At 31.8% G+C, this 24400-nt stretch carries 18 protein-coding genes; 10 read left to right on the top strand and 8 right to left on the bottom strand.

Annotation, left to right across the window (positions count from 1 at the left end; translation table 11 throughout):
- Nucleotides 1-11 precede the first annotated feature (11 nt).
- Together EI71_RS00465 and EI71_RS00470 are read left to right on the top strand one after the other, a co-directional pair.
- Complete coding sequence (locus EI71_RS00465; RefSeq protein WP_162849621.1) at nt 12-710, top strand: ABC transporter ATP-binding protein; 699 nt, start codon at nt 12-14, stop codon at nt 708-710.
- Nucleotides 707-2962: an FtsX-like permease family protein gene (locus EI71_RS00470; RefSeq protein WP_119015279.1), complete on the top strand. Its 2256-nt coding sequence runs from the start codon at nt 707-709 to the stop codon at nt 2960-2962. The genes EI71_RS00465 and EI71_RS00470 overlap by 4 nt, the downstream gene beginning before the upstream one ends.
- A 32-nt stretch (nt 2963-2994) precedes the next feature.
- On the opposite strand, the gene EI71_RS00475 is transcribed toward EI71_RS00470, so the two are convergent.
- Nucleotides 2995-3555, bottom strand: coding sequence for an NAD(P)H-dependent oxidoreductase (locus EI71_RS00475; RefSeq protein ID WP_119015280.1), 561 nt, complete (start codon nt 3553-3555; stop codon nt 2995-2997).
- A gap of 154 nt (nt 3556-3709) precedes the next feature.
- On the opposite strand from EI71_RS00475, the gene EI71_RS00480 reads away from it, so the two are divergent.
- Together EI71_RS00480 and EI71_RS00485 are read left to right on the top strand one after the other, a co-directional pair.
- A complete protein-coding gene (locus tag EI71_RS00480) occupies nt 3710-4810 on the top strand; it encodes a GGDEF domain-containing protein (RefSeq protein ID WP_119015281.1) in 1101 nt (366 codons plus the stop codon).
- A 33-nt stretch (nt 4811-4843) separates the two neighbouring features.
- Nucleotides 4844-5350 carry a GNAT family N-acetyltransferase gene (locus EI71_RS00485; RefSeq protein ID WP_119015282.1) on the top strand — a complete coding sequence of 169 codons (507 nt, stop codon included), beginning with the start codon at nt 4844-4846 and terminating at the stop codon, nt 5348-5350.
- Between the two features lie 32 nt (nt 5351-5382).
- Here the strand turns inward: EI71_RS00485 and EI71_RS00490 are convergent, their stop codons facing one another.
- The 7 genes from EI71_RS00490 to EI71_RS00520 all read right to left on the bottom strand — a co-directional run bounded on the left by EI71_RS00490 (nt 5383) and on the right by EI71_RS00520 (nt 12730).
- Nucleotides 5383-5619 (bottom strand): heavy-metal-associated domain-containing protein, encoded by a 237-nt coding sequence (locus EI71_RS00490; RefSeq protein WP_119015283.1) that lies wholly within the window; start codon nt 5617-5619, stop codon nt 5383-5385.
- Nucleotides 5603-5818, bottom strand: a complete 216-nt coding sequence (locus tag EI71_RS00495; RefSeq protein ID WP_119015284.1) for a hypothetical protein — start codon at nt 5816-5818, stop codon at nt 5603-5605. The genes EI71_RS00490 and EI71_RS00495 overlap by 17 nt, the downstream gene beginning before the upstream one ends.
- Nucleotides 5819-5821: 3 nt before the next feature.
- Nucleotides 5822-8104 carry a ferrous iron transporter B gene (gene feoB / locus EI71_RS00500; RefSeq protein WP_119015285.1) on the bottom strand — a complete coding sequence of 761 codons (2283 nt, stop codon included), beginning with the start codon at nt 8102-8104 and terminating at the stop codon, nt 5822-5824.
- A complete protein-coding gene (locus EI71_RS00505) occupies nt 8104-8343 on the bottom strand; it encodes a FeoA family protein (RefSeq protein WP_119015286.1) in 240 nt (79 codons plus the stop codon). Before EI71_RS00505 ends, feoB begins: the two co-directional genes overlap by 1 nt.
- Before the next feature lie 15 nt (nt 8344-8358).
- On the bottom strand, nt 8359-8571 hold the full coding sequence (locus EI71_RS00510) for a FeoA family protein (protein ID WP_119015287.1): 213 nt from the start codon (nt 8569-8571) through the stop codon (nt 8359-8361).
- A gap of 278 nt (nt 8572-8849) precedes the next feature.
- The gene (locus EI71_RS00515) at nt 8850-10625 is read right to left on the bottom strand and encodes an ammonium transporter (RefSeq protein WP_119015288.1); all 1776 of its coding nucleotides are present in this window, start codon (nt 10623-10625) and stop codon (nt 8850-8852) included.
- A gap of 17 nt (nt 10626-10642) precedes the next feature.
- A complete protein-coding gene (locus EI71_RS00520; RefSeq protein WP_119015289.1) occupies nt 10643-12730 on the bottom strand; it encodes a glutamine synthetase III family protein in 2088 nt (695 codons plus the stop codon).
- A gap of 475 nt (nt 12731-13205) precedes the next feature.
- Here EI71_RS00520 and EI71_RS00525 point away from each other — a divergent pair, with 475 nt between their 5' ends.
- The 6 genes from EI71_RS00525 to EI71_RS00550 all read left to right on the top strand — a co-directional run bounded on the left by EI71_RS00525 (nt 13206) and on the right by EI71_RS00550 (nt 24175).
- Nucleotides 13206-14387: an LL-diaminopimelate aminotransferase gene (locus EI71_RS00525; RefSeq protein WP_119015290.1), complete on the top strand. Its 1182-nt coding sequence runs from the start codon at nt 13206-13208 to the stop codon at nt 14385-14387.
- 12 nt (nt 14388-14399) lie between these two features.
- Nucleotides 14400-16013, top strand: coding sequence for a CTP synthase (locus EI71_RS00530; RefSeq protein WP_119015291.1), 1614 nt, complete (start codon nt 14400-14402; stop codon nt 16011-16013).
- Nucleotides 16014-16017: 4 nt separating this feature from the next.
- Complete coding sequence (gene gltB, locus EI71_RS00535; protein ID WP_425453573.1) at nt 16018-20502, top strand: glutamate synthase large subunit; 4485 nt, start codon at nt 16018-16020, stop codon at nt 20500-20502.
- A complete protein-coding gene (locus EI71_RS00540) occupies nt 20502-21932 on the top strand; it encodes a glutamate synthase subunit beta (RefSeq protein ID WP_119015293.1) in 1431 nt (476 codons plus the stop codon). The genes gltB and EI71_RS00540 overlap by 1 nt, the downstream gene beginning before the upstream one ends.
- 1 nt (nt 21933) lies before the next feature.
- The gene (locus EI71_RS00545; protein ID WP_119015294.1) at nt 21934-23190 is read left to right on the top strand and encodes a diaminopimelate decarboxylase; all 1257 of its coding nucleotides are present in this window, start codon (nt 21934-21936) and stop codon (nt 23188-23190) included.
- Between the two features lie 106 nt (nt 23191-23296).
- On the top strand, nt 23297-24175 hold the full coding sequence (locus tag EI71_RS00550) for a DUF1295 domain-containing protein (protein WP_119015295.1): 879 nt from the start codon (nt 23297-23299) through the stop codon (nt 24173-24175).
- The last annotated feature ends 225 nt before the right edge of the window (nt 24176-24400 follow it).

Consider the following 24400-nt stretch of genomic DNA (forward strand, 5'->3'; position numbering starts at 1 on the left):
GGGAATGGATTATGTTTATATCTATTGATAATATTGAAAAGTCATATGGCGAAGGCGAAAATAGATTTCAAGTATTAAAGGGCGTTTCATTTCAAGTAGAAAAGGGTGAAATGGCTGTATTACTTGGGCCATCAGGCTCTGGTAAATCTACACTATTAAATATCATTGGTGGTATAGATACATTAGATAATGGCCGTGTAGGTATAGATAATGAATATATAGAAAATATGTCTGAAAAGGATAGAATAGCTTATCGAAGAAAAAACTTAGGTTATGTTTTTCAAAACTATAATTTAATTCCTAATTTAACAGTAAGGGAAAATATAGAGGTTGGGGCATATTTATCTAAAAATCATTTAGATTTAGAAGAATTGTTATCGGTTTTAGGACTTAAGAAGCATGAAAATAAAATCCCATCCCAATTATCTGGTGGACAGCAGCAGCGTACATCTATTGGCCGTGCAATTATAAAAAACCCTAATTTATTACTTTGTGATGAGCCAACAGGTGCATTAGATAGTGATACATCCAAACAGATCCTTGAGCTTATTGAAAAGGTTAAAGAAAAATATAATACATCCATTATTATGGTAACTCATAATGAAAACATTGCTAAAATGGCAGATACTATTATTAGGCTAAAGGATGGAGAAGTAAAATCTATCAATAAAAATGTCAATAAAGTAAAGGCAAGTGATTTAGAATTATGAAAAACCCTTTATTTAAAAGACTACCTAGAGAATTTAAAAAAGATATTATTAAATATATTGTTATGTTTTTATTCTTAACATTACCAATCGCATTATGTAGTGGATACATGATTGGTAATGATTCCATGATAAAAACATATTATGAAGGAATCGAATATTATAATTTAGAGGATGGTCATTTCATTACAGAAAATGAATTAGATTTGAATTTAATAACTTCTATAGAAAAAGAAAATGAAATTACCATTCATAAGATATACTATAAGGATTTATTAACGAATTTAGAGCATACCATTCGACTATATAAAATAGAAGATAGAGAAAATATTAATAAATGGTGTGTTCATAAAGGAAATCTTCCCACTTTAGATAACGAAATTGCATTAGATAGATTATATTGTGAGAATAATAAGATTAATATTGGTGATAATATTAATATTTCAAATAAAGATTATAAGGTTACAGCATATATATCTTTATTTGATTATTCATCATTATTTAAAAACAATACAGATTCTATGTTTGATGCGAATAAGTTCTCTATTTCCTTAGTAAACGAGGCTGCATTTAATAATATATCTAATGATAATTTAGTTTATGAATATGCTTACTTATATCCAAATAGATTAAATGATAAGGAAGCACATGATAAAACAATAGAATTAAGTAAAAATATATATACTAAGCTTTTATTAAATGGAAATAAGCTAGATAGCTTACTTGCAAAGGAAGATAATCATGCAATAACCTTTACAATAGATGATTTAGAAGGCGATTTAACAATGATGTTAATATTTGGAGCTATTATTGTAATAGGCTTAGCCTTTGTCTTTGCCTTATCGATTAAAAGTCAAATTGAAGCAGAAGCTAAATCCATAGGCACCTTAAAAGCCATGGGATATAAGAATGGAGAACTATTGGTTCAATATTTGATACTTCCAACATTTGTAACACTACTTGCAGGAGTATTTGGTAATATATTAGCTTATACAGGCTTAAAGAATTATATAGTATCCTTATATTACCATTCATATTCCTTGCCATTATATACAACATTTTATAATCCTAAAGCATTAATTTATACAACAATTTTACCAATTCTAATGGTACTATTAATTAACTTTTTAGTTATATTAAAGGTATTATTAATACCAAGCCTTAATTTACTTAGAAATCAATTAATTGTTAAAAAGAACAAAAGAATAGTGAAATTAAATCATAGAATTAGATTTATACCTAAATTTCAAATAAGAGTAGTATTACAAAATAAGGGTACATATCTTGCACTATTCTTTGGTACATTATTAGCTTCTATTATTTTATTATTTGGACTTATGATGGATCCTTTACTAGAACATTATAAGGGTGAGGTTATAGAGTCCCAAATAGCTCCATATCAAACGATATTAAAGGTGGATATAGATAATTTAGATGGTGAAAAGCTATATGTAAAAACAATTGATTATGCAAATGATCAAATTATGATCTTTGGTTTAGAAAAATATGGAAATAATTCTAAGTATTTAAATAGCTTAAATATTAGTAATAACAAAGTAGTTATTTCTAAAGATTTAAAATCAAAATATGGCTTTAAAAATGGTAGTGCTATCGAATTAGAAGAAAAGTATACAGATAATAAATATAGCTTAACAGTAGAAGGAGTATACGATACTACAGGTACTTTAGTTATATTTATGGATTCAGCATATTTTAAAGAAACATTTAATGATTATGCTGTATCTTATTTTTCTGATAATAAGCTAGATATTAGTGATGAATTTATATATAAGGTTATTTCTTTAGATGATTTAATTGTTGTATCGAATCAGCTTGCTGATTCTATGGGAAGGGTATTTATATTATTTACAGTAATATCTATTATATTATTTGCCCTATTAATATTTTTGCTTGCAAAAATAGTTATTGAAAAGAATCAAAATCAAATATCCATGCTAAAGATAATAGGATATAAAACATTTGATATCAATAAAATATATAATGTATCTACAGGAATTGTTACTATGATATCCCTAATAATATCTACATTTATTGCGCAATTCTTTATAAAGATCGCTTGGGATATTGTTTTAAAAACTAAAATGAGTGGATGGTTAGATTTTTATATTGCTCCATATTTATACCCAATCATCTTTGGATTAGGTGTAGGCTCATTTTTGATCGTATATTTAATTGAATCTAAAAAGATATCTAAAATTAATTTAGCATTAGCACTAAAAGATAGTGCATTATAAAAGAAGAAAGCAGGAGAAGAAGCCTCCTGCTTTTATTCGTTTAATTCTGATATTTTTTTAATACTTAAATCTAGTATTTCTTTTTCTTTGCTTGGATCTATATCTAATTCTTCAACTGTAAAATTAATAGTTTCTTTAATTCCAAAGAAATTACCAATAGCCTTTACATATTCAAAACCTAAATTAGCTCCATATATTTTTCCACCGCTTGTGGAAATATATATGATTTTTTTGGCTTTTGCTAGTCCTTTTACAGAATCCTTATCATATTTAAAGGTTAATCCAGAAATGCTTATATTTTCAAAATATACCTTTAATATAGAGGGGAATGATAAATCCCAATAAGGAGAAGCTATGATAATTTCATCATATGATGCAAATTCTTTAGCTAAATCAAAAATTGGATCACTATAATCATTTTTATTAATTAGATTATCTCTATATTTTAAATCTTTTTCTGTTAATGGCTTAATATTTAAATCATATAGCTTAACTATTTTTATTTCGCCTTTAAGTGTATTTAAATAGCCTTGGCATAGCTTTCTTGTTCTTGAATTTAATCTTGCGCAAGCATCGATAACTAAATATTTCATAACATCACCTCCCGTCTATTATAACAACAAAATAAAATAGAGTCAAAAAGAGTTCCTTTTATAAAAAAGTGAATAAAACAATTGATTATGTATATGTCTTTTATGATATAATAGTACTATAATAATGTAGTTATTAAAATTGGAGTTGGTGTATATGGATGTATTCGGCTACATTTTGAATAATTATACAGTCTTCTTTGAATTAATTGGTTTATTGATTGTTTTATTTATTAGTGCACATATTCCTGTATTGATGAAAAAATATACAAGAATAGTAGCATTATTATTGTTTTTAGCCACTCTTGTTTCTTTTGTAGAAGCATGGCTACAAACATTTGAAACCTTGAATTTATGGAGATTCTTTTTAACTGCAACAAAATATACATTATATCCAATTATTATTATTTTTGTAATTTTAGTATTATCTACAATACATGATTTTATAAAGCTAAAATGGAAACTTATTTGTTTAATTCCACTTGCTATATGTATACCTTTATACTATACATCTCAGTGGACACATTTAATTGTATATTATACACAGGAAAACCATTATTTGGGTGGTCCATTAAATTATTTACCTTATATTATATTCGCATTATACTTTGTATTATTCTTTTTATTTAATATTGCATTCTTAAAAAGATTTACTGCTAGAAATAGAATTATGTATTTATATATAGCACTAGGTGCTATGCTAGGTGTAATATTACATATGATTCGTGGAGAAACAGATGATTTTACTCCAATATTTACATCAGCATTATCTTTCTATTTCTTATTCTTATATATTCATTTAGCTTGTGTAGATCCATTAACAAAAGTAATGAACCGCCAAAGCTTATATCAGGATATAGAAACATATCCACAATCCATTGATGCGATTGTATCTATTGATATGAATGAATTAAAATATTTAAATGATACCTATGGTCATGCCAAGGGTGATGAAGCATTAAGTACAGTTTCAGATGTATTTATTAAGAATTCTCACAGTAATAGAATTTATCGTGTTGGTGGAGATGAATTCATTATTCTATATAGGAATATTAAAGAAGAAGATATAAAGAAATATATTGAGGAAATGATAGAAGGCTTATCAAATACAGAATATTCCTGTGCATTTGGTTATTCTATGAGACTTGAATCTATAGATGAAACAATTAAATGTGCAGATGAAATGATGTATGAAAATAAGAAGAGGATGAAAGAAGAAGCCATAGAGAATGGTACTACATTACATATTAGAGACTAGCAGGACATTTGTCCTGCTATTTTTGGAGGATTTATGTTAATTGAAACAAGTAGATTAATAATTACAAAACTAAATATAGATATGGCAAAGGATATACATTTAAATTCTTTAGATCAAGATAATAGAAGATTTGTTCCTGATGAGGTTTTTGAAACTATAGAGGATGCAAAAGATGCAATAGATTATTTAATTGGTCAATATGATAATGGTGGACCATATGTATATCCTATATTAAAAAAAGATACGAAAGAGAATATTGGTTATGTTCAAATGATTCCTTTAGATAATGAATGGGAGATAGGATATCATATAGGAATGAAATATACAAAGAATGGTTATGCAAAAGAAGCAGTAACTGCCTTCTTGCCTATAATCACTAAAAAATTAGGTGTAAAAGAAGTAATTGGTATTTGCTTAAGTGAAAATATAGCTTCTAAGCATGTATTAAATAAATGTGGATTTGTTAAAGTTTTTGAAGGCCTTGGAGATTATCAAGGAGAAAAAAGAGAAATCTTTAAAAGTGTATGGATAAATAAATAAGAAAAGGGACATCGGCGATGTCCCTTTAGTGTTTATTCTTGATTTATATCTTCTACAGTATAACCTAAATTTGTGATTAAGGATCTTAAATCATTTAAATCAATTTCCTCATAGGAAATGATTTTTGTAAGATTCTTTTTTCTTTTTGATATAACCTTATTTACTTTGTATTTATTTCTTATTGTGGTATTGATGTGTGATTCACACATTCCACATTTCATACCTAATACTGTTAAAGTATAAGTGAATGTATTACTTTTTGAGTTCATTGTTTAAATCTCTTCTACATTCTTCTAAGAAGCCTTTGGCTTTGTCTTGACAGGATTTGCAGTCTCCTATACAGTCTTGTCTATAGTGACCACAATCACATTTTAATGTGCCTTTTTTCTTCTTAACGAAGTATGAAATTATTGGTCCTACAACAATAAGTACTGCCCCAAGGGCAATAAGAGGCTCAAACCACTGCATAGATTATGCCTCTAAAGCAACAATAGAAGATGCTTTCTTATTACGCTTTACAACGAAATATGCAGCGAATACTAAGAATGCAACAAGTGCAAGAGTAACAATCATACCTGCCCACCAAGCTACTGCCCAAAGAGCGCCTAGCCAGTAAACTAAAGCAGATAATCCATAAGAAATACCAAACCAGAAGCCTAAAGTCTTTAAGAATTCCTTCTTTGTTTGTTCAGCCTTTGCTGTAGCAATTGCTGCAAAGCAAGGGAATGTTAATAGGTTGAAGATAGCAAAGGAATAAAGACCATAGGATGTAAACTGAATAGTTTCTTCCATACCCTCTTCAACGCCATTGTTGAAGAATAATGCCATTGTACCAACAACATTTTCCTTTGCAACTAAGCCTGTGATAGAAGATACTGTGTGCTTCCAACCATCAGCACCAATTGCCCATCCACAAGGATAGAAGATGTACTGTAATGCCTTACCGATATATGCAATGAAGGAATTATCCATGTTTTCTACCATTGCCCATCCACCATTTTCAATACCGAAAGTCTGTAAGAACCAAATAACTACTAAGGATGCAGCAATGATTGTTGCAGCTTTAATTACATAATGCTTTAGCTTTTCCCAAAGGTGAGCTCCAACATTTCTTGGCTGTGGTAGGTGATACTGAGGTAATTCCATAATGAATGGAGAAACATAAGTATCTTTTGTAAATACTCTCATGAAGATTGCAAGAATGATTGCAAGTACAATACCACCTAGGTAAATAGTAAATACAAATACATCACCATAGCCGAAGCCAGCATAAGTAGCAACTGCAGCAAGCAATCCCCAAATAGGTGCCTTTGCACCACAAGAGAAGCAAGTCATTAAACGAATAGTTCTATTCTTTTCAACTTCGTTTTCTAGAGTTCTTGTTGCCATGATGGCAGGAACACTACAACCGAAGCCTGTTAACATAGGAATAAATGCTTTACCAGATAGACCGAATTTTCTAAATGCTCTATCCAAAATGAAAGCAATACGTGCCATATAGCCTGTATCCTCTAATATAGCAATAAATAAGAATAATAGCATAATTTGTGGGATAAATGAACATACAGCATCAAGTCCATTTAAGATACCATCACAAATAAGGGAACCATACCAAGTAGCAGATGCAGCTTCAGCAGCAACATCTCCATATTCTTGGAATCCACTACAAATCCATTGGAAGCCTGCAATGAAATGACCAGAGAACCAGCCCATCCAGTTTTGTAAGAATACACCTAAGGATGGAATACCAGCTAAAGGCTCTCCTTCATAGCCCATACCAGTTAAGAAGTTAATAAATCCTTCATTATGGATTTCAACTCCAAACCAAGCATTTAAATAGAATAAGTCTTCAGCAAATGTGAAGTGGAAGATAAAGAACATAATAACGATGAATAGAGGTAATCCCCAAATTCTATGAGTCATAACCCTATCAATCTTATCAGATTTTGTTTTTTCTTCCTTTTCTCCGGTTTGAGCTTTTTCATATACATTTGCGAAATTCTTAGAGATATATTGATAACGTGCATCAGCAATATATGCTTCAAAATCTGTACCAAAGGTATCGTTAGAGAATGTTTTTTTGAATTCCTCAACCATAGGAATTAAATCCTCATGATCCTTTGCTTCAATTTCATCAAGCTCTACAAGCTTAACTGCATGGAATAGAGGATTTTTGATACCTCTATATTCGATTGCGATTCTGCAATCGTTAACTAAATGATATAAAGGATCTTCGCTATTTAAGATTAGATTACCCTTTCTTGGAGCTTTAGAAGCTTCATCAGCAACCTTCATTAATGCATCGATGTTATAATCCTTTAATGCAGAGATTTCAACAACAGGTACACCAAGCTTTTTAGAAAGCTCATCCTTGTTAAGCTTATCTCCATTTTTAGATACGATATCTGTCATGTTTAATGCAATGACAACAGGAACATCGATTTCTAGAATCTGTGTTGTAAGATATAAATTTCTTTCAAGGTTTGTAGCATCTACAATGTTGATTACACAATCTGGTGCTTCATCTAGAATATAATTTCTTGATACAATCTCTTCTGGTGTATAAGGAGATAAAGAATAAATACCAGGTAAGTCTACAATTTCTACAGTCTCATCTAGCTTTTTATACTGACCTGTTTTCTTATCTACTGTAACTCCTGGCCAGTTTCCTACGTGAGCAGTAGAACCAGTTAAGGCATTGAATAATGTTGTTTTACCGCAGTTTGGATTACCTGCTAAAGCAAATCTTTTCATTATTTGTTATCCTCCACTTCTAAAGTAACCAAAGCGGCCTCATCCTTACGTAAGGATAATTCATAACCTCTAATTGTAATTTCAATTGGATCGCCTAATGGTGCTTTCTTTTTTAGGTAAACACTTGCTCCTGGTGTTACACCCATATCGAATAATCTTCTACGAAGCCTTCCTTCGCCACCGACCTTGACGATTTTGCCCGAATCGCCAACGGAAAGCTCATTTAATAATTTTTGCATATCATTACCCTCCTCTTATGCAACTAAGATTTTTGTAGCAACATGTCTATCTATTGCAAGACGTCCCTCTCTAACCTGAATAATACAATTTCCGCCAGTACAAGAGATTACCTTGATTGTGGAATTGATTGTTATTCCTAGAGATTCTAAATGCTTTTTAAGCTTGTCCTCTACTAAAACCTTAACAATTCTTAAATCTGTATTTAATGGTGCTATGACTAATGGCATACACGTTCCCCCTTTGGAGTTAGTCTTATATAACTTATCCTTCTAAAAAATAACTGAAATTGGATTTCAGTTTAGTTAATTTTTATTTTTTAAAATAAAGTTACACATAACTAACTTTTATCAAGATAAAAGATAACACTAAATTATTCATATGTCAACAAAAAAGTTAGTTATAACAAATCTTTTTTAATTAAAAATTAAATGTAAGTGTTTTTATTATGAAACTAACAAATTTATGTGGTAGAAGAAGCAATAAAAAAAGCCCCGAAGGGCTTTAATTATTCAACATCTACAAGTGCTGCTTGGCCGGTTTCACCAGTTCTAACCTTTACTACATCTAAGCAGTTATATACGAAGATTTTACCGTCTCCGATATGACCAGTATATAATATCTTTCTGGCTGCTTCAATTACTGTAGATACAGGGATATTTGCAACAACAACATCTACCTGAATCTTTGGTAATAATGTAGGTTCAATCTTGATACCACGGTAGTATTCAGGAGCACCCTTTTGGATTCCACAACCCATTACATGGGATACTGTCATACCTGTAATACCAATATTTAAAAGTTCATCCTTTAATGCTTCAAACATACGTTCTTTACATACAATTTCAATTTTTGTGATTGTTTTATCGCCTGGCTTGATATTATCTACAGTAGGCATTGATTTTACTTCAATTGCTTCACTTAATGGAATATCTCCATTTACCTGAGCTACTGCATCACCATAATCAAATGGCTGTGGTGCCATTTGGAAGCCTGCATAAGCTGCTTGAAGACCATGCTCTGTTAAGTCTAGACCTCTAATTTCTTCTTCTGGAGTAGCTCTTAAGAATGGAGTAACTCCATCTTTTCTCTTAATAAGCTTCATAACACCAAAGATTAGGAATGCCCAAGCGGCTGTCCAAGCACATACAGCTAAAACACCAATAGTCTGGATTCCAAGCTGAGCAAAGCCCTTACCATAGAATAGACCGGTAGTTGTAGAGAATAAACCAGCTGCAAGTGTTCCCCAAACTCCATTTAAGAAGTGAACAGAACAAGCACCTACTGGGTCATCGATATGGCATACCTTATCGAAGAATTCTACACCGAAAGTTAATACGAAACCAGATACAATACCAATTGCGATAGAGCCAACTAAATCAACTCTAGAGCAACCAGCAGTAATAGCTACTAAACCAGCAAGTGATCCGTTTAGTGTCATAGAAACATCTGGCTTACCATTTTTAATCCAAGTAATCATCATTACAGTTACTGTTGCTAAGGATGCAGAAATGGTTGTTGTCATGAAAACCTGACCCATTCCCTCATATCCTTCCCAAGCAGTACAAGCTGCAGGGTTAAATCCATACCAACCAAACCATAAAATGAATACACCAAGTGCACCAACTAATACGTTATGACCCTGAATGGCATTGATTTTTGTAACCTTGCCATTCTCATCTCTAACATATTTACCAATTCTAGGTCCAACCATCCATGCACCGATTAAAGCAGTTAAACCACCAACCATATGAATGGAGCAAGAACCAGATAAATCAATGAAGCCTTGAGCTGTGCCACCATCAAGTAAGCCCCAGCTATTAGCTAACTGCTGTAACCAGCCATTATTACCAACGCCCCAGTTCCAATAAGCTTCTACTGGATAAACAACAGCTGAAATAATCATAGAATAAATACAATATGCTTTAAAGTTAGTTCTTTCAGCCATTGCACCTGAAACAATAGTAGCAGTAGTGGCACAGAATACTAAGTTGAAGATGAAATCTGTCCATCCAATCCAGTTTGCGCCTTCACCAAACATACCCTTATATACCTGGCCTACTTCACCAAATAGGCCACCTGCAAGTGCATTTTCTGCACATAGGATAGGACCTCCGATTAGGATAAAAGTAATTGTTCCTAAGCAGAAATCCATTAGGTTTTTCATTGTAATATTACCTGTGTTTTTAGCTCTTGTAAAACCTGCCTCACACATTGCAAAGCCAGCTTGCATAAAGAAGATTAAAGCAATGGCAATTAATTTCCAGATTTGATAGTTCCACATAATAATCTCTCCCCTTTTTATCTTACTTTATATAAGAGATCGCCATATGTAGGAACAGGCCATGCCTTACGATCCATGACAGGTTCAATTGCATCAATAATGCTTCTAGCTTTCTCCATTAAAGGAAGAACCTCTTCCTTATAATACATAGATCTTGTAGCATAATCTTCAATTTCCTTTGCTACATTAATCTTATCTTCTAATACTAGCTTAACTTTATATGCTTCATTTAAACCAGTATTAATCTTAGTTAATGATTCAGATTCATAAGAAGTATCTAATCCAACATTCTTTTTAATAATAATAGAATTAGATAATTCCTTTGTATATGCTGAAATTGCTGGTAAATAATCCTTATTTAACATATTTAAGCAAGTTAATGCTTCAATATTAACTACCTTAGAATAATGCTCCTGAGCAATTTCATATCTTGCGTTAATTTCATCTGTTGAATATACCTTATGAGATGTGAATAGCTTAACATTCTTATCATCTAAATAATAAGGTAATGCCTCTGGTGTTGATTTTAGATTTAATAAGCCACGATGTTTAGCTTCCTCAATCCATTTATCATCATATCCATTACCATTGAATATGATACGCTTATGATGGATAATTGTTTCTTTAATTAAGTTATGTAATTCTGTATTGAAATCAGAAGCCTTCTCTAATCTATCTGCAAACTGCTTTAATTCTTCAGCAACAGCTGTATTTAGCATAATGTTTGAACATGAGATAGATTCAGATGAACCAACTGCTCTAAATTCAAACTTATTACCTGTAAAGGCAAATGGAGAGGTTCTGTTTCTATCCGTTGTATCTTGGGGAAGTGGCGGAAGAACATCTGCCCCGATTTTAAGGAAGGTTTTACCATTTGCCTTTAGAGGCTCGCCAGTTTCTATCGAATCGATGACCGCTTGAAGGTCAGATCCTAAGAATATGGAGATAATTGCAGGAGGTGCCTCGTTTGCACCAAGACGGAAATCATTACCTGCACTGGCTACTGAGATTCTAAGTAGATCCTGGTATTCATCAACTGCTTTAATTACAGATACTAAGAATAATAAGAACTGTGCGTTCTCTGCAGGAGTATCTCCTGGCTCTAATAGGTTAATTCCTGTATTTGTGGAAATAGACCAGTTGTTGTGCTTGCCAGAGCCATTTACACCCTTAAATGGCTTTTCATGTAATAAGCATACTAGATTATGCTTTTTTGCGATTTTTTGCATTACATCCATAGTGATTTGGTTGTGGTCTGCAGCAATATTTGTTGTTGTAAATATTGGGGCAAGCTCATGCTGAGCAGGAGCTACCTCATTATGTTCTGTTTTTGCAAGGATACCAAGCTTCCAAAGCTCAGCATTTAAATCATTCATAAATTCCTGTACTCTTGGCTTGATAGATCCAAAGTAATGATCATCAAGCTCCTGTCCCTTAGGTGGCATTGCACCAAATAGAGTACGTCCTGTATAAATTAAGTCCTTACGCTTATCATAAACATCCTTATCGACTAAGAAGTATTCCTGTTCAGGACCTACTGTTGTTTTAATAGATGTTACATTATCAAGTCCAAATAGCTTTAAAATTCTTAATGCTTGAATATTTAAAGCTTGCATAGATCTTAATAATGGAGTCTTCTTATCCAAAGCCTGTCCATCATAGCTACAGAATGCTGTAGGAATGCATAGGCATTTGTCTCTAATAAATGCATAGGAGGTAGGATCCCACGCTGTATATCCTCTTGCTTCACATGTAGCACGAAGTCCACCAGAAGGGAAGGAAGAAGCATCAGGCTCGCCCTTAATCAATTCCTTGCCTTTGAATTCCATAATGATTCCACCCTCACTATCTGGAGAGATGAAGGAATCATGCTTTTCAGCTGTTGTACCAGTCATAGGCTGGAACCAATGTGTATAATGAGTAGCACCATTTTCAATTGCCCAGTCCTTCATGGCTAGTGCTACGGAGTTCGCAACACTAATATCTAGTTCTTTTCCATCGTTGATTGTCTTCTTTAGCTTTTTATAAACATCAGAAGATAATTTCGATTTCATTACCTTATCGTTGAAGACAAGGCATCCAAAATAATCCGTTACTTGTTTCATTTTTTAATCCTCCTAAAAACAAAAAAAGGCAGTGGGGGTGGTATTAATTCCACAGGCCCCGTTGCCTTTATGAGCACATTATAGACCCAAAAAAATGACCTGTCAACAGGCAATTTATAATTTTTTTGATAATAAAAGCGTTTTTCACGAATTATCTTACCTTAAAAAGCCTTTTTGGTGAATAAAATTTGAAAAAATGTAAAAATGTTAAATATTTGTCTTGAACTGCATAAAGAAAAGTGCTATCTTATTTGTATATTTAACAAAAAAATGGCGTTTTTGAGAATTATATTTTTAAAAATGGCGATTTTTTGGTGAATATTTTGATAACAAAATGACATTTTTTAAAGAAAATCTTTAAGTTTTTAAGTCTTAGACAGCAACAATGGAGTTGACTAATAAGACTTTGATTTCTTTAGGTGTTATTAAGAAAATTGTATAGATTCTAAAACCACATGAGGGGAAGGTGTTGGCAATGAACATTAAGATTAACGATAGCTTTTTGAAAATTAACGATAGCTATTTGTTTTCTACGATTAACAAAAAGGTAAAAAAATTTATAAGTATAAATCCTAATGCGGATATTATACGTTTAGGAATAGGCGATGTTACATTGCCACTATCTAAGGTAGTTATAGATGCTTTAGAGAAAGCTTCAGCTGAAATGGGTGTACAAAAAACCTTTAGAGGCTATCCACCTGAGTATGGATATGACTTTTTAAAGGAAGCGATAAAAAAATATTATAGTAGATTAAATGTCACTTTGGATATGGATTCTATATTTTGTTCTGATGGAGCAAAGTCTGATTTAGGAAATATAGTGGATATATTTGGAGATAACTTGGTATATATACCAAATCCAGTATATCCTGTATATTTAGATTCTAATATCATGGCAGGAAGAAGAGTACGTTTTATGGAAGGAAATAAGGATAATAATTTCTTAATTCTTCCAAAAGGTGATTATGAATGTGGAATATATTATTTATGTTCTCCAAATAATCCTTGTGGTACTGCATATACATATGAAGAATTAAAAAAATGGGTAGATTTTGCCAAAAGAACTGGTTCATTAATTATTTATGATTCTGCATATGAAGCATTTATAAAAGGAAATGAATTTGTTCATTCCATCTATGAAATAGAAGGAGCTAAGGAATGTGCAATTGAGGTATGTTCTTTCTCCAAGCAAGCAGGGTTTACTGGCTTAAGATGTGGATTTACAATCATTCCATTAGAGCTTGAGGCTATGGGACATTCTATAAATAAGCTTTGGTCAAGAAGACAAGCTACAAAGTTTAATGGTGTATCTTATCCAGTACAAAGAGCTGCTGAGGCAGCACTTAGTCCTTTAGGCATTGCTGAATGCATGAAGAATATTGATTATTATATGGAAAATGCAAGGATGCTTAGTAAGCTTTTTGATGAAAAGGGTATTTATTATACAGGTGGTAAATCATCTCCATATCTTTGGATTTTATGTCCAAAGGGTATGAAATCATGGGATTTTTTTGATTATTTACTAGAGAATGCCAACGTAGTTGGAACTCCAGGAGAAGGATTTGGAACTTGTGGAGAAGGTTATTTTAGAATAACATCTTTTAACACACATGAAAGAACAAAAGAAGCAATCGAGCGTTTAAGAAAGATATTGTAGGAGAGAATAATCATGGCAAAGCAAGCAAAATATATATTTGTAACTGGTGGAGTTGTTTCAAGCTTAGGAAAGGGAATTGCTGCATCTAGCATTGGTAGAATTTTAAAAAATAGGGGACTTAAGGTATTTATGCAGAAATTTGACCCATATATCAATATGGATCCAGGTACAATGTCTCCATATCAGCATGGTGAGGTATTTGTTACAGACGATGGAGCTGAAACAGATTTGGATTTAGGTCACTATGAAAGATTTATCGATGAAAGCTTATCTAAGAATTCAAATATAACTACAGGTAAAATCTATTCTTCTGTAATTCAAAAAGAAAGAAGAGGAGAATATTTAGGTGGTACTGTTCAGGTTATTCCTCATATTACTAATGAAATTAAAGATAAATTAAAGAAAGCTGCAGAAGAGTCTGGTGCGGATATTATCATTACAGAAATTGGTGGTACTGTTGGTGATATTGAATCCTTACCATTCCTAGAGGCAATTCGTCAGGCAAGAAGAGATTTTGGTTATGAAAATACAATGTATATTCATAATACTTTAGTTCCATATTTAAGAGCTGCAGATGAGGTTAAAACAAAGCCAACACAGCATTCTGTTATGGAATTAAGAAAAATTGGTATTCAGCCAGATATTATTATTTTAAGAACAGAGGTTCCTCTTAAATGCTCTCACAAAGAAAAGATTGCTTTATTCTGTGATGTGAATAAGGAAAATGTAATTGAAGCAAGAGATCAAAAGATTATATATAATGTTGCAACAAGCCTACATGAACAAAAGATTGATGATATTATTTTAAAGCATTTCCATATCGAAGCTTTAGAAGCTGATATGAGTGAATGGAATAATCTTATTGAAAGAATTGAAAATTTAAACGGAGAAGTACATATCGGTTTAATTGGTAAATATTGTTCCTTACATGATGCATATTTATCTGTAAATGAAGCATTAAAGGCTGGTGGCTATTATTTTTATAAAAAGGTTGTTGTAGATTATGTAGATTCTACAATAATTACTAAAGATAATGTAGGTGAAGTATTATCTAAATATGATGGAATCATTGTACCTGGTGGATTTGGTGATAGAGGCATTGAAGAGATGCTTTTGGCAATCAAATATGCTAGAGAAAATAATGTTCCATTATTTGGTATTTGCTTAGGTATGCAATTAATTTGTATTGAATATGCAAGAAATGTAATTGGCTATAAGGATGCAAATAGTAAGGAATTTGATAAAAATACAACTCATCCTATTATTGCTTTACTTGAAAATCAATATAGTGGTATTGATATGGGTGGAACATTAAGATTAGGATTATATGATTGTGAGATTTTATCTAAAGATAGTAAAACATTTAAAGCATACCAAATGGATGCTATTAAAGAAAGACATAGACATAGATATGAATTTAATAATAAATTCTTAGAGGTATTACATAAGGATTTAGTTATTGCTGGTAAAAACCCTCAGGCAGATTTAGTGGAAATTGTAGAGCTAAAGGGACACCCGTGGTTTATTGGATGTCAATTCCACCCAGAGTTTTTATCTAGACCACAAAGGCCTCATCCACTATTTAGGGATTTCATTGAGGCTTCTATAAAATTCAAAGAGAGGTAAGGTGATCCATATGCAACAAGATTACCCAAATAAGCAAGGATTATATAATCCTGCTTATGAACATGATTCCTGTGGTATTGGTGCAATTGCTCAAATTAATGGTATAAAAAGTCATAAAACAATTAAGGATGCCCTAGATATTTTAATTCATCTAGAGCATAGAGGGGGTACAGGTGCAGAGGATAACTCTGGTGATGGTGCTGGTATCTTATTTCAAATTCCTCATAAGTTTTTTGATAGTGAAATTTTAGGATTTGATTTACCTAAAGAATTTGATTATGCAGTAGGACAATTATTCCTATCCCAAAATGAGGATTTAAGAAATAAAGAAATTGCTTTAATTGATGATGGACTTAAAAGCGAAGGATTAGAAATCCTAGGCTATAGAAAGGTACCTGTAGATGTAACAGATATTGGAAAAACTGCCTTAAAGGCTATGCCTTATATTGCTCAGGTTTTTGTAAAAAGACCTGAGGATATTGAGGTTGGCTTACCATTTGAAAGAAAGCTTTATGTTGCAAGAAAAAGAATTGAAACTTTAGCAATTAAAGAAAAATCAAGATTATATTTTTGTTCTTTTTCTTCAAGAACTATTGTTTATAAGGGAATGCTTGTATCTACCCAAGTAAGAAATTTCTTCTTGGATTTATTAGATACTAAAGTAGAAAGTGCGATTGCACTTGTACATTCTAGATTCTCAACAAATACCTTCCCTTCTTGGGATAGAGCTCACCCAAATCGTTTCTTATGTCACAATGGTGAAATTAACACTATTCGTGGTAATGTAAATATGGTTCGAGCTAGAGAGGGATTATTAAAATCCGAGGTATTTAAAGATGATTTATCTAAGGTTTTACCAATCATTCCAAAGGAATCTTCCGATTCCGCAATGTTTGATAATTTCTTAGAATTTATGTATTTATCTGGTAGAACTCTAGAAGAAACTATAATGATGATGATTCCGGAACCATGGGATCATAATAAGGATATGGACCCAAGCCTAAGGGCATTTTACGAATTCCATTCGACCTTCCAAGAGCCTTGGGACGGTCCAGCATCCTTAATATTTTCCGATGGTATTAAAGTTGGTGCGTCCTTAGACCGTAATGGCTTAAGACCATCAAGATATTATATTACAAAGGATAATTATTTAATATTATTCTCTGAAACAGGATCTTTAGCTATTGATGAGGCTTCTATTAAAGAAAAAAGAAGACTAGAACCAGGTAAAATCTTATTAGTAGATACAAGTAAGGGTATGGTTATATCTAATGATGATGTAAAGAAGTATTATTCATCTATTCATCCATATCAGGAATGGAATAAGAATATCATTCGTCTAGAGGATTTACCAAAGGAAGCTAAAGAAAAAAGAAAGTATGATATTAATTTCTTAGAACAAATGGTTGGATATACCTATGATGAACTAATGGATGGAATCCTACCATTAGCTGAAAAGGGTGTAGAAAAGGTTGTATCCATGGGAAATGATATGCCTTTAGCTGTACTATTAAAGAATGAATTTAATTTATTCCAATTCTTTAAGCAAAGATTTGCTCAAGTAACAAACCCACCTATTGATTCTATCAGGGAAGAAAATGTTATGGCAACATTCAATTATTTGGGTTGTGAGGGTAACTTATTAAATCCAAATAGTAAAAATAGTGAACGAGTAAGAATTGATTATCCAATATTATCTAGTGAAGAATTCTATAAAATTAAGAATTTGTATTCTAAAGGAATAAAAACAGAAATTGTTTCTATTTGTTATGATTACGAAAGAGAAACAATGGAAGAGGCATTAGAAAGAATTTTTAATGAATGTGATATTAAAATTGATTCTGGTGCATCTATTATTATTCTTTCTGATAGAAATCAAAATGGAATTCAAATTCCATCTTTACTTGTAGCAAGTGGAGTGCATCAGCATTTAACAAAAACATCAAGAAGAACACATGTTTCTTTAGTGTTAGAAGCTGCAGAGCCAAGAGATATTCATCATTATGCATGCTTAATTGGCTTTGGTGTAAATGCGATTTATCCTTATTTAGTATATGAAACTATTGAATATTATTTAAATAGAGGATATTTAAAGATTTCTTTAGAAGAAGCATTAGCTAATTATAAGAATGGTGTAATGCATTCTATTACTAAAATTATCGCTAAAATGGGTATATCTACAATTCAATCCTATAATGGCTCTCAGATTTTTGAGTGTCTAGGATTAAATGATGATATTATCGAAAAGTATTTTACAAATACTCCATCCTCTATTGGTGGTATTGGTATTAAAGAAATTGAAGAAAACGCAATAAAGTTATATAAAAAGGCATTAAGCCATAAGGATGATACTCTAGATTCCTTAGGCTTACATGGCTATAGAAAAAAACAAATAGATCATATTTATGATCCGCTTACAATTATGCATTTACAAAGTGCATGTAGAAGTGGAGATTATAAAGAATATAAGGAATTTACTAAGTTAATTGATTCTAAGGTTATCAATATTAGAAATATCCTAAAGCTTAATTATAGAAATTCAATTTCTATTGATGAGGTTGAAGGTGTAGATAGTATTGTTAAAAGATTTAAAACCGGCGCAATGTCTTATGGCTCTATTTCAAAGGAAGCCCATGAATGTATGGCTATTGCGATGAACCGTCTTCATGCTAAATCCAATACTGGTGAAGGTGGAGAGGAAAGAGAAAGATATCAAAAATTAGAAAATGGAGATTCCAAATGCTCTGCAATTAAGCAGGTTGCCAGTGGTAGATTTGGTGTTACAATTGAGTATTTGACAAACGCAATTGAAATTCAAATTAAGATGGCACAGGGTGCAAAGCCTGGTGAGGGTGGACAATTACCTGGTGCAAAGGTATTCCCTTGGATTGCTAAGGCAAGACATTCAACTCCTGGTGTATCCTTAATATCACCACCACCACATCATGATATTTATTCTATTGAGGATTTAGCACAGCTAATTTTCGATTTAAAGAATGCGAATAGAACTGCAAGAATTTCTGTTAAGCTTGTTGCGGAATCTGGTGTTGGTACTATTGCTGCAGGTGTAGTAAAGGCTGGTGCGAATACAATCTTAATTTCTGGTTATGATGGTGGTACAGGTGCTGCACCTAGAACATCTATTTATAATGCAGGTATTCCTTGGGAGATTGGTATTTCTGAGGTTCATCAAACATTAGTTATGAATGGCTTAAGAGATAGAGTTAGACTTGAAACAGATGGTAAAATTCTAACTGGTAAGGATTTAGCTTGTGCAATCTTACTTGGTGCTGAGGAATTTGGCTTTGCGACAGGACCATTAATTGCGATGGGCTGTATTATGATGAGAGTTTGTAATTTAAATACATGCCCTGTAGGTGTTGCAACACAGGATGAAAGATTAAGAAAGAACTTTACTGGTAAGCCTGAATATGTCATGAATTTCATGAGATTTATCGCAAGTGAATTAAGAGAATATATGGCTCTACTTGGCTTTAGAACTATCGATGAAATGGTTGGTCATACAGAATTATTATCTTTAGAAGAGGAATATAAGAATAGAATTGATTTATCTAAGCTATTATTCAATGCTGAGGTTGTAAATAAGGATAGTATATTTAAGGCATATAAGCCAATTGATTTAATCAATACTTTAGATTATAGAACATTATTGCCATTATGTAAGAATGCTATAGCTGGTGGCTTAAGCAAGAGATTAGATATTGAAGTATCCAATATTAACCGTTCCTTTGGTACCATGCTTTCTAATGAAATCACAAAGATTTATGGAGAAAAGGGCTTAAAGGAGGATTCTATTATTATCCATGCTTATGGTAATGCAGGTAACTCCTTTGGCTGCTTATTAACTCATGGTGTAAATATTACAGTTCATGGAGATGCCAACGATTATTTTGGTAAATCCTTATGTGGTGGTAAGCTTTGTGTAATTCCAAGCCAAAAATCTAAGATTAAGCCAGAAGAAAATATTATTTGTGGTAATGTTGCACTATATGGCGCAACAGAGGGTAAATGCTTCTTAGAGGGAATCGTTGGCGAACGATTTGCTGTAAGAAACTCAGGAGCCTTAGTTGTAGCACTAGGCTGTGGACAGCATGGATGTGAATATATGACAGGTGGAACTGCTGTTGTACTTGGTAAAATTGGTAAGAATTTTGCTGCAGGTATGAGTGGTGGTACTGCATATATTTATGGTGTTGATAATAAAAAGAATATCAATGATGAGCTTGTATCTATATTAGAATTAAATGATGAAGATGAAGCTAAGCTAAAGGAAATTTTAGCTGAGCATATCCTTCATACAGATTCTTCTTATGTAAAGAGTATTTTGAAAAACTTTAAGAAGGAAGACTTCTTAAAGGTATTACCAAAGGATTATGCTAAGATTATTGAATTAATTAGTTATTATAAGAAGAATGGCTCTAATTCTCCAGAACTTGATGCGTTTAATAAATTTATGGAGGGAAAATAATGGGAAAGCCAACAGGATTTATTGAATTTAATCGATTAAATAAAGAAGAAATTTTAATATCAGAAAGAATCAAGAATTTTGATGATTTCCATATTCCATTTGATTTAAAAACACAACAAGAACAAGCATCAAGATGTATGAATTGTGGAGTCCCATTCTGTCAGTCTGCAATGAAGGTTAATGGAAGAAATGTTGGTTGTCCTTTATCGAATTTAATTCCTGAATGGAATCATTTAATCTATTTAGGCTTATATGAGGAAGCCTATAAAAGATTAGAAAAGACAGCTCCATTCCCAGAGTTTACTGGTAATGTATGCCCTGCACTTTGTGAGGCATGCTGCTCATGCTCTATTCATGGATTGTCTGTTGGTGTAAAAGCTAACGAGCTATTCTTAATTGAAGAAGCCTATAAAAATGGTTGGATTCATCCAAATAAAAAGATTAAAAGAAATGGACTTAAGGTGGCTATTATTGGTTCTGGTCCTGCAGGATTATCCTGTGCTAAAAAGCTAAATGATGAAGGCTTTTTAGTTACTATTTATGAAAAGAATGATCGCTTTGGTGGACTTTTAATGTATGGTATTCCAAATATGAAGCTTGAAAAGGATGTCATTGAAAGAAGAATCAATCTTCTAAAGGAAGAAGGCATCATATTTGTAAAAAATACAAAGATTGGTTATGATCTACCAATGGAAAAGCTAATACAAGATTATGATCATATTGTATTTGCGTGTGGTACATCTATGCCAAGACCATTAATGGCTAAGGGTAGTGATGCCAAAGGCATTTTATATGCTGTAGATTTCTTACATGAGACAACAAAGAATTTATTAGATAAAAAGCCATTTACATATAACCTAGAAGGTAAAAATGTAGTTGTAGTTGGTGGTGGTGATACTGCAAACGACTGCTTAGGCACTGCAGTAAGAGAAAATGCTAAATCTGTACTGGATTTAGAAATTATGCCAGAGCCACCACTTGAAAATACACTTCCATGGCCAAATTATCCAAATAAAAAGAAAACAGATTATGGAGTATTAGAGTGTAATACAATTTATAATACCGAGGTTAGAAGATTCTCTACAACCATTGATGAAGTTATTAAAGATGAAAATGGAAATGTTAAGGCTCTTAAGATTAAGCAAGTAAAATTTGTAAATGGTAAATTTGAAGATATTCCAAATACGAAAGAAGAAGTTTCTTGTGATACTTTAATCATTGCGATGGGCTTTTTAGGTACATTAGATTCTGATTTAGAACATTACAATTTAAAATCTAATCGTAATAAAGTAATCTTAAATAATTTTACATATGATGATAAAATATCTGTTTGTGGAGATATGAAAAATGGTCAATCCTTAGTTGTTGTTGCAATTGCGGATGGTAAGGATTGTGCTTTAGAAATTATTAATAAATATAGAAAGGAATAAAATGGAAAAGAAGGCTTTTGTTACAAAAGAACAAATTGAAGAAATTGTAAAAACATATCCTACCCCTTTCCATATTTATGATGAAAAGGGCATAAGAGAAAACGCAAGGAAATTAAAAAAAGCCTTTAGCTGGAATAAAGGCTTTAAGGAATATTTTGCAGTTAAAGCTACTCCTAATCCTTATATTTTACAAATATTAAAGGAAGAAGGCTGTGGAGTAGATTGCTCATCCTTAACAGAATTAATGCTATCGGATATGGTTGGATTTAAAAAGGATGAAATTATGTTTTCATCTAATGTAACTCCAAAAGAGGATTTCCTCCTTGCTGCAAAGCTAGATGCTTATATCAATTTTGATGATATTACATTAATTGATTTTTATAAGGATATTGCAGATTTTAAAGAAACCATGTGCTTAAGATATAATCCAGGTGGAGATTTCACATTAAATAATGAAATAATGGATACTCCTAAGGATGCAAAATATGGCTTAACAAAAGAACAAATGAAGGAAGCTATTTTAAAGCTTAAATCCTATGGTGTTAAGCATTTTGGTATTCATTCCTTCTTAGCTTCTAATACAAAGGATAATGGATATTATCCAAAGCTTGCAAGAATCTTATTTGAGCTTGCTGTAGAATTACATAAGGAATGTGATTGTCATATTGCTTTTATAAATCTATCTGGTGGAGTTGGTGTAGATTATAAGCCTACTGAACCTAAAAATGATATTGAAATCATTGGAGAGGGTGTAAGAAGGGCATATGAAGAAATCTTAACTAAAGAGGGTATGGATGATGTTAAAATCTTTACAGAGCTTGGTAGATTTATGCTTGCACCTTATGGTCATTTAATTAGTAAGGTTATTCATGAAAAGCACATTTGGAAGGAATATATTGGTCTTGATGCTTGTGCTGTAAATCTAATGAGACCTGCAATGTATGGTGCATATCATCATATTACTGTTTTAGGCAAGGAAAATGAAGAGGCTAAATATAAGTATGATGTAACTGGTGGATTATGCGAAAATAATGATAAATTTGCAATTGATCGTATGCTACCTAAAATTGAAATTGGTGATTATTTAGCTATTCATGATACAGGTGCACATGGCTTTTCTATGGGATATAACTATAATGGAAAGCTTAAGAGTGCTGAATTATTATTAAAGGAAAATGGAGAGGTTAAATTAATAAGAAGAGCAGAAACTCCAAGTGATTATTTTGCTACATTAGATTTAACTCCATTTAAAAAATAGAATTTACAATATTGGGATAGATTGTAACGCCTTACAGTCTATCCTTTTCTTTTTATGTCGCAATATGATAATATGATAGAAGAATACGATAAAAGAGGATATTTATATGAAACAAAGTAAAGCATTAAGCTTACTCATTATTCTTGGAATATATATTCTTGCGGGAGTATTAGGATATTTTACTTATATCTATATCCCACTAGAGTTTTATTTTAAGCTATTGTTTGCAGATATTGTAGGCACAGTAGTAGTATTTATTTTTAGTCTAATACTTAAAAATGCATCCTGCTATGATGCATATTGGAGTGTATTACCTATGGTAGTAGTACTATTTTATATGTTTACAAAGGAAATGAATGTAGTAAGGCTTTTAGCATCTATTGCAGTATTAGGCTGGGGTTTAAGATTAACTATAAATTGGATATATACATTCGATAATCTATCCTGGGAGGATTGGAGATATAGAATGCTAAAGGAAAAGACAAAAGCATTTTATCCAATTATTAATTTCTTAGGAATCCATTTATTCCCAACACTAGTAGTATATTTATGTATTTTACCTATCGCATTTATATTTAATTATGATGTCTCTATGAATATAGGTGTTGTGATATTCTTCATTCTTGCAGTATTATCCTTTTCTATGCAAGGCCTTGCAGATTTAGAAATGCATAAATTTAGAAAGAATAGAAATTCTGTATTTATTAGAAATGGCTTATGGAAATATTCTAGGCATCCGAATTACTTAGGAGAAATTTTAATGTGGTGGAATATTGCAGCTTTATCTATTTTCGCGCTTGGAAAAAATTATTGGCTAATGTTTGGTGCATTAGTAAATACATTAATGTTTACCTTTATATCTATTCCTATGGCAGAAAACCATCAAAGAGAAAGAAAAGAAGGCTTTGATGAATATAAAGCTGAAACAAGAATGCTACTTCCTATATATAAACGAAGCAAAAAAGAAACAAAAATTGAGGGCTAAAGATAGCCCTTTTAATTTTCTTTTTACTTGGAAACGTTTTCTAAAATAACGATACTAGCGAAATGAATAAGTAAATTTTCGAAACGGAAGAATATAACCTTTTTATCATATGTTATTCAAAAAGAAATTAGACAAAAAGATTAAAAATGTTTATCTTCTCTAAAAAATTCTTTTATTACGAAAAAATTGAGAATTTTTCATTTTTAAAATGAGGATTTTTTTCGA

The sequence above is a fragment of the Anaeroplasma bactoclasticum genome, from assembly GCF_003550015.1.
Taxonomy (GTDB): Bacteria; Bacillota_I; Bacilli_A; order Acholeplasmatales; family Anaeroplasmataceae; genus Anaeroplasma; species Anaeroplasma bactoclasticum.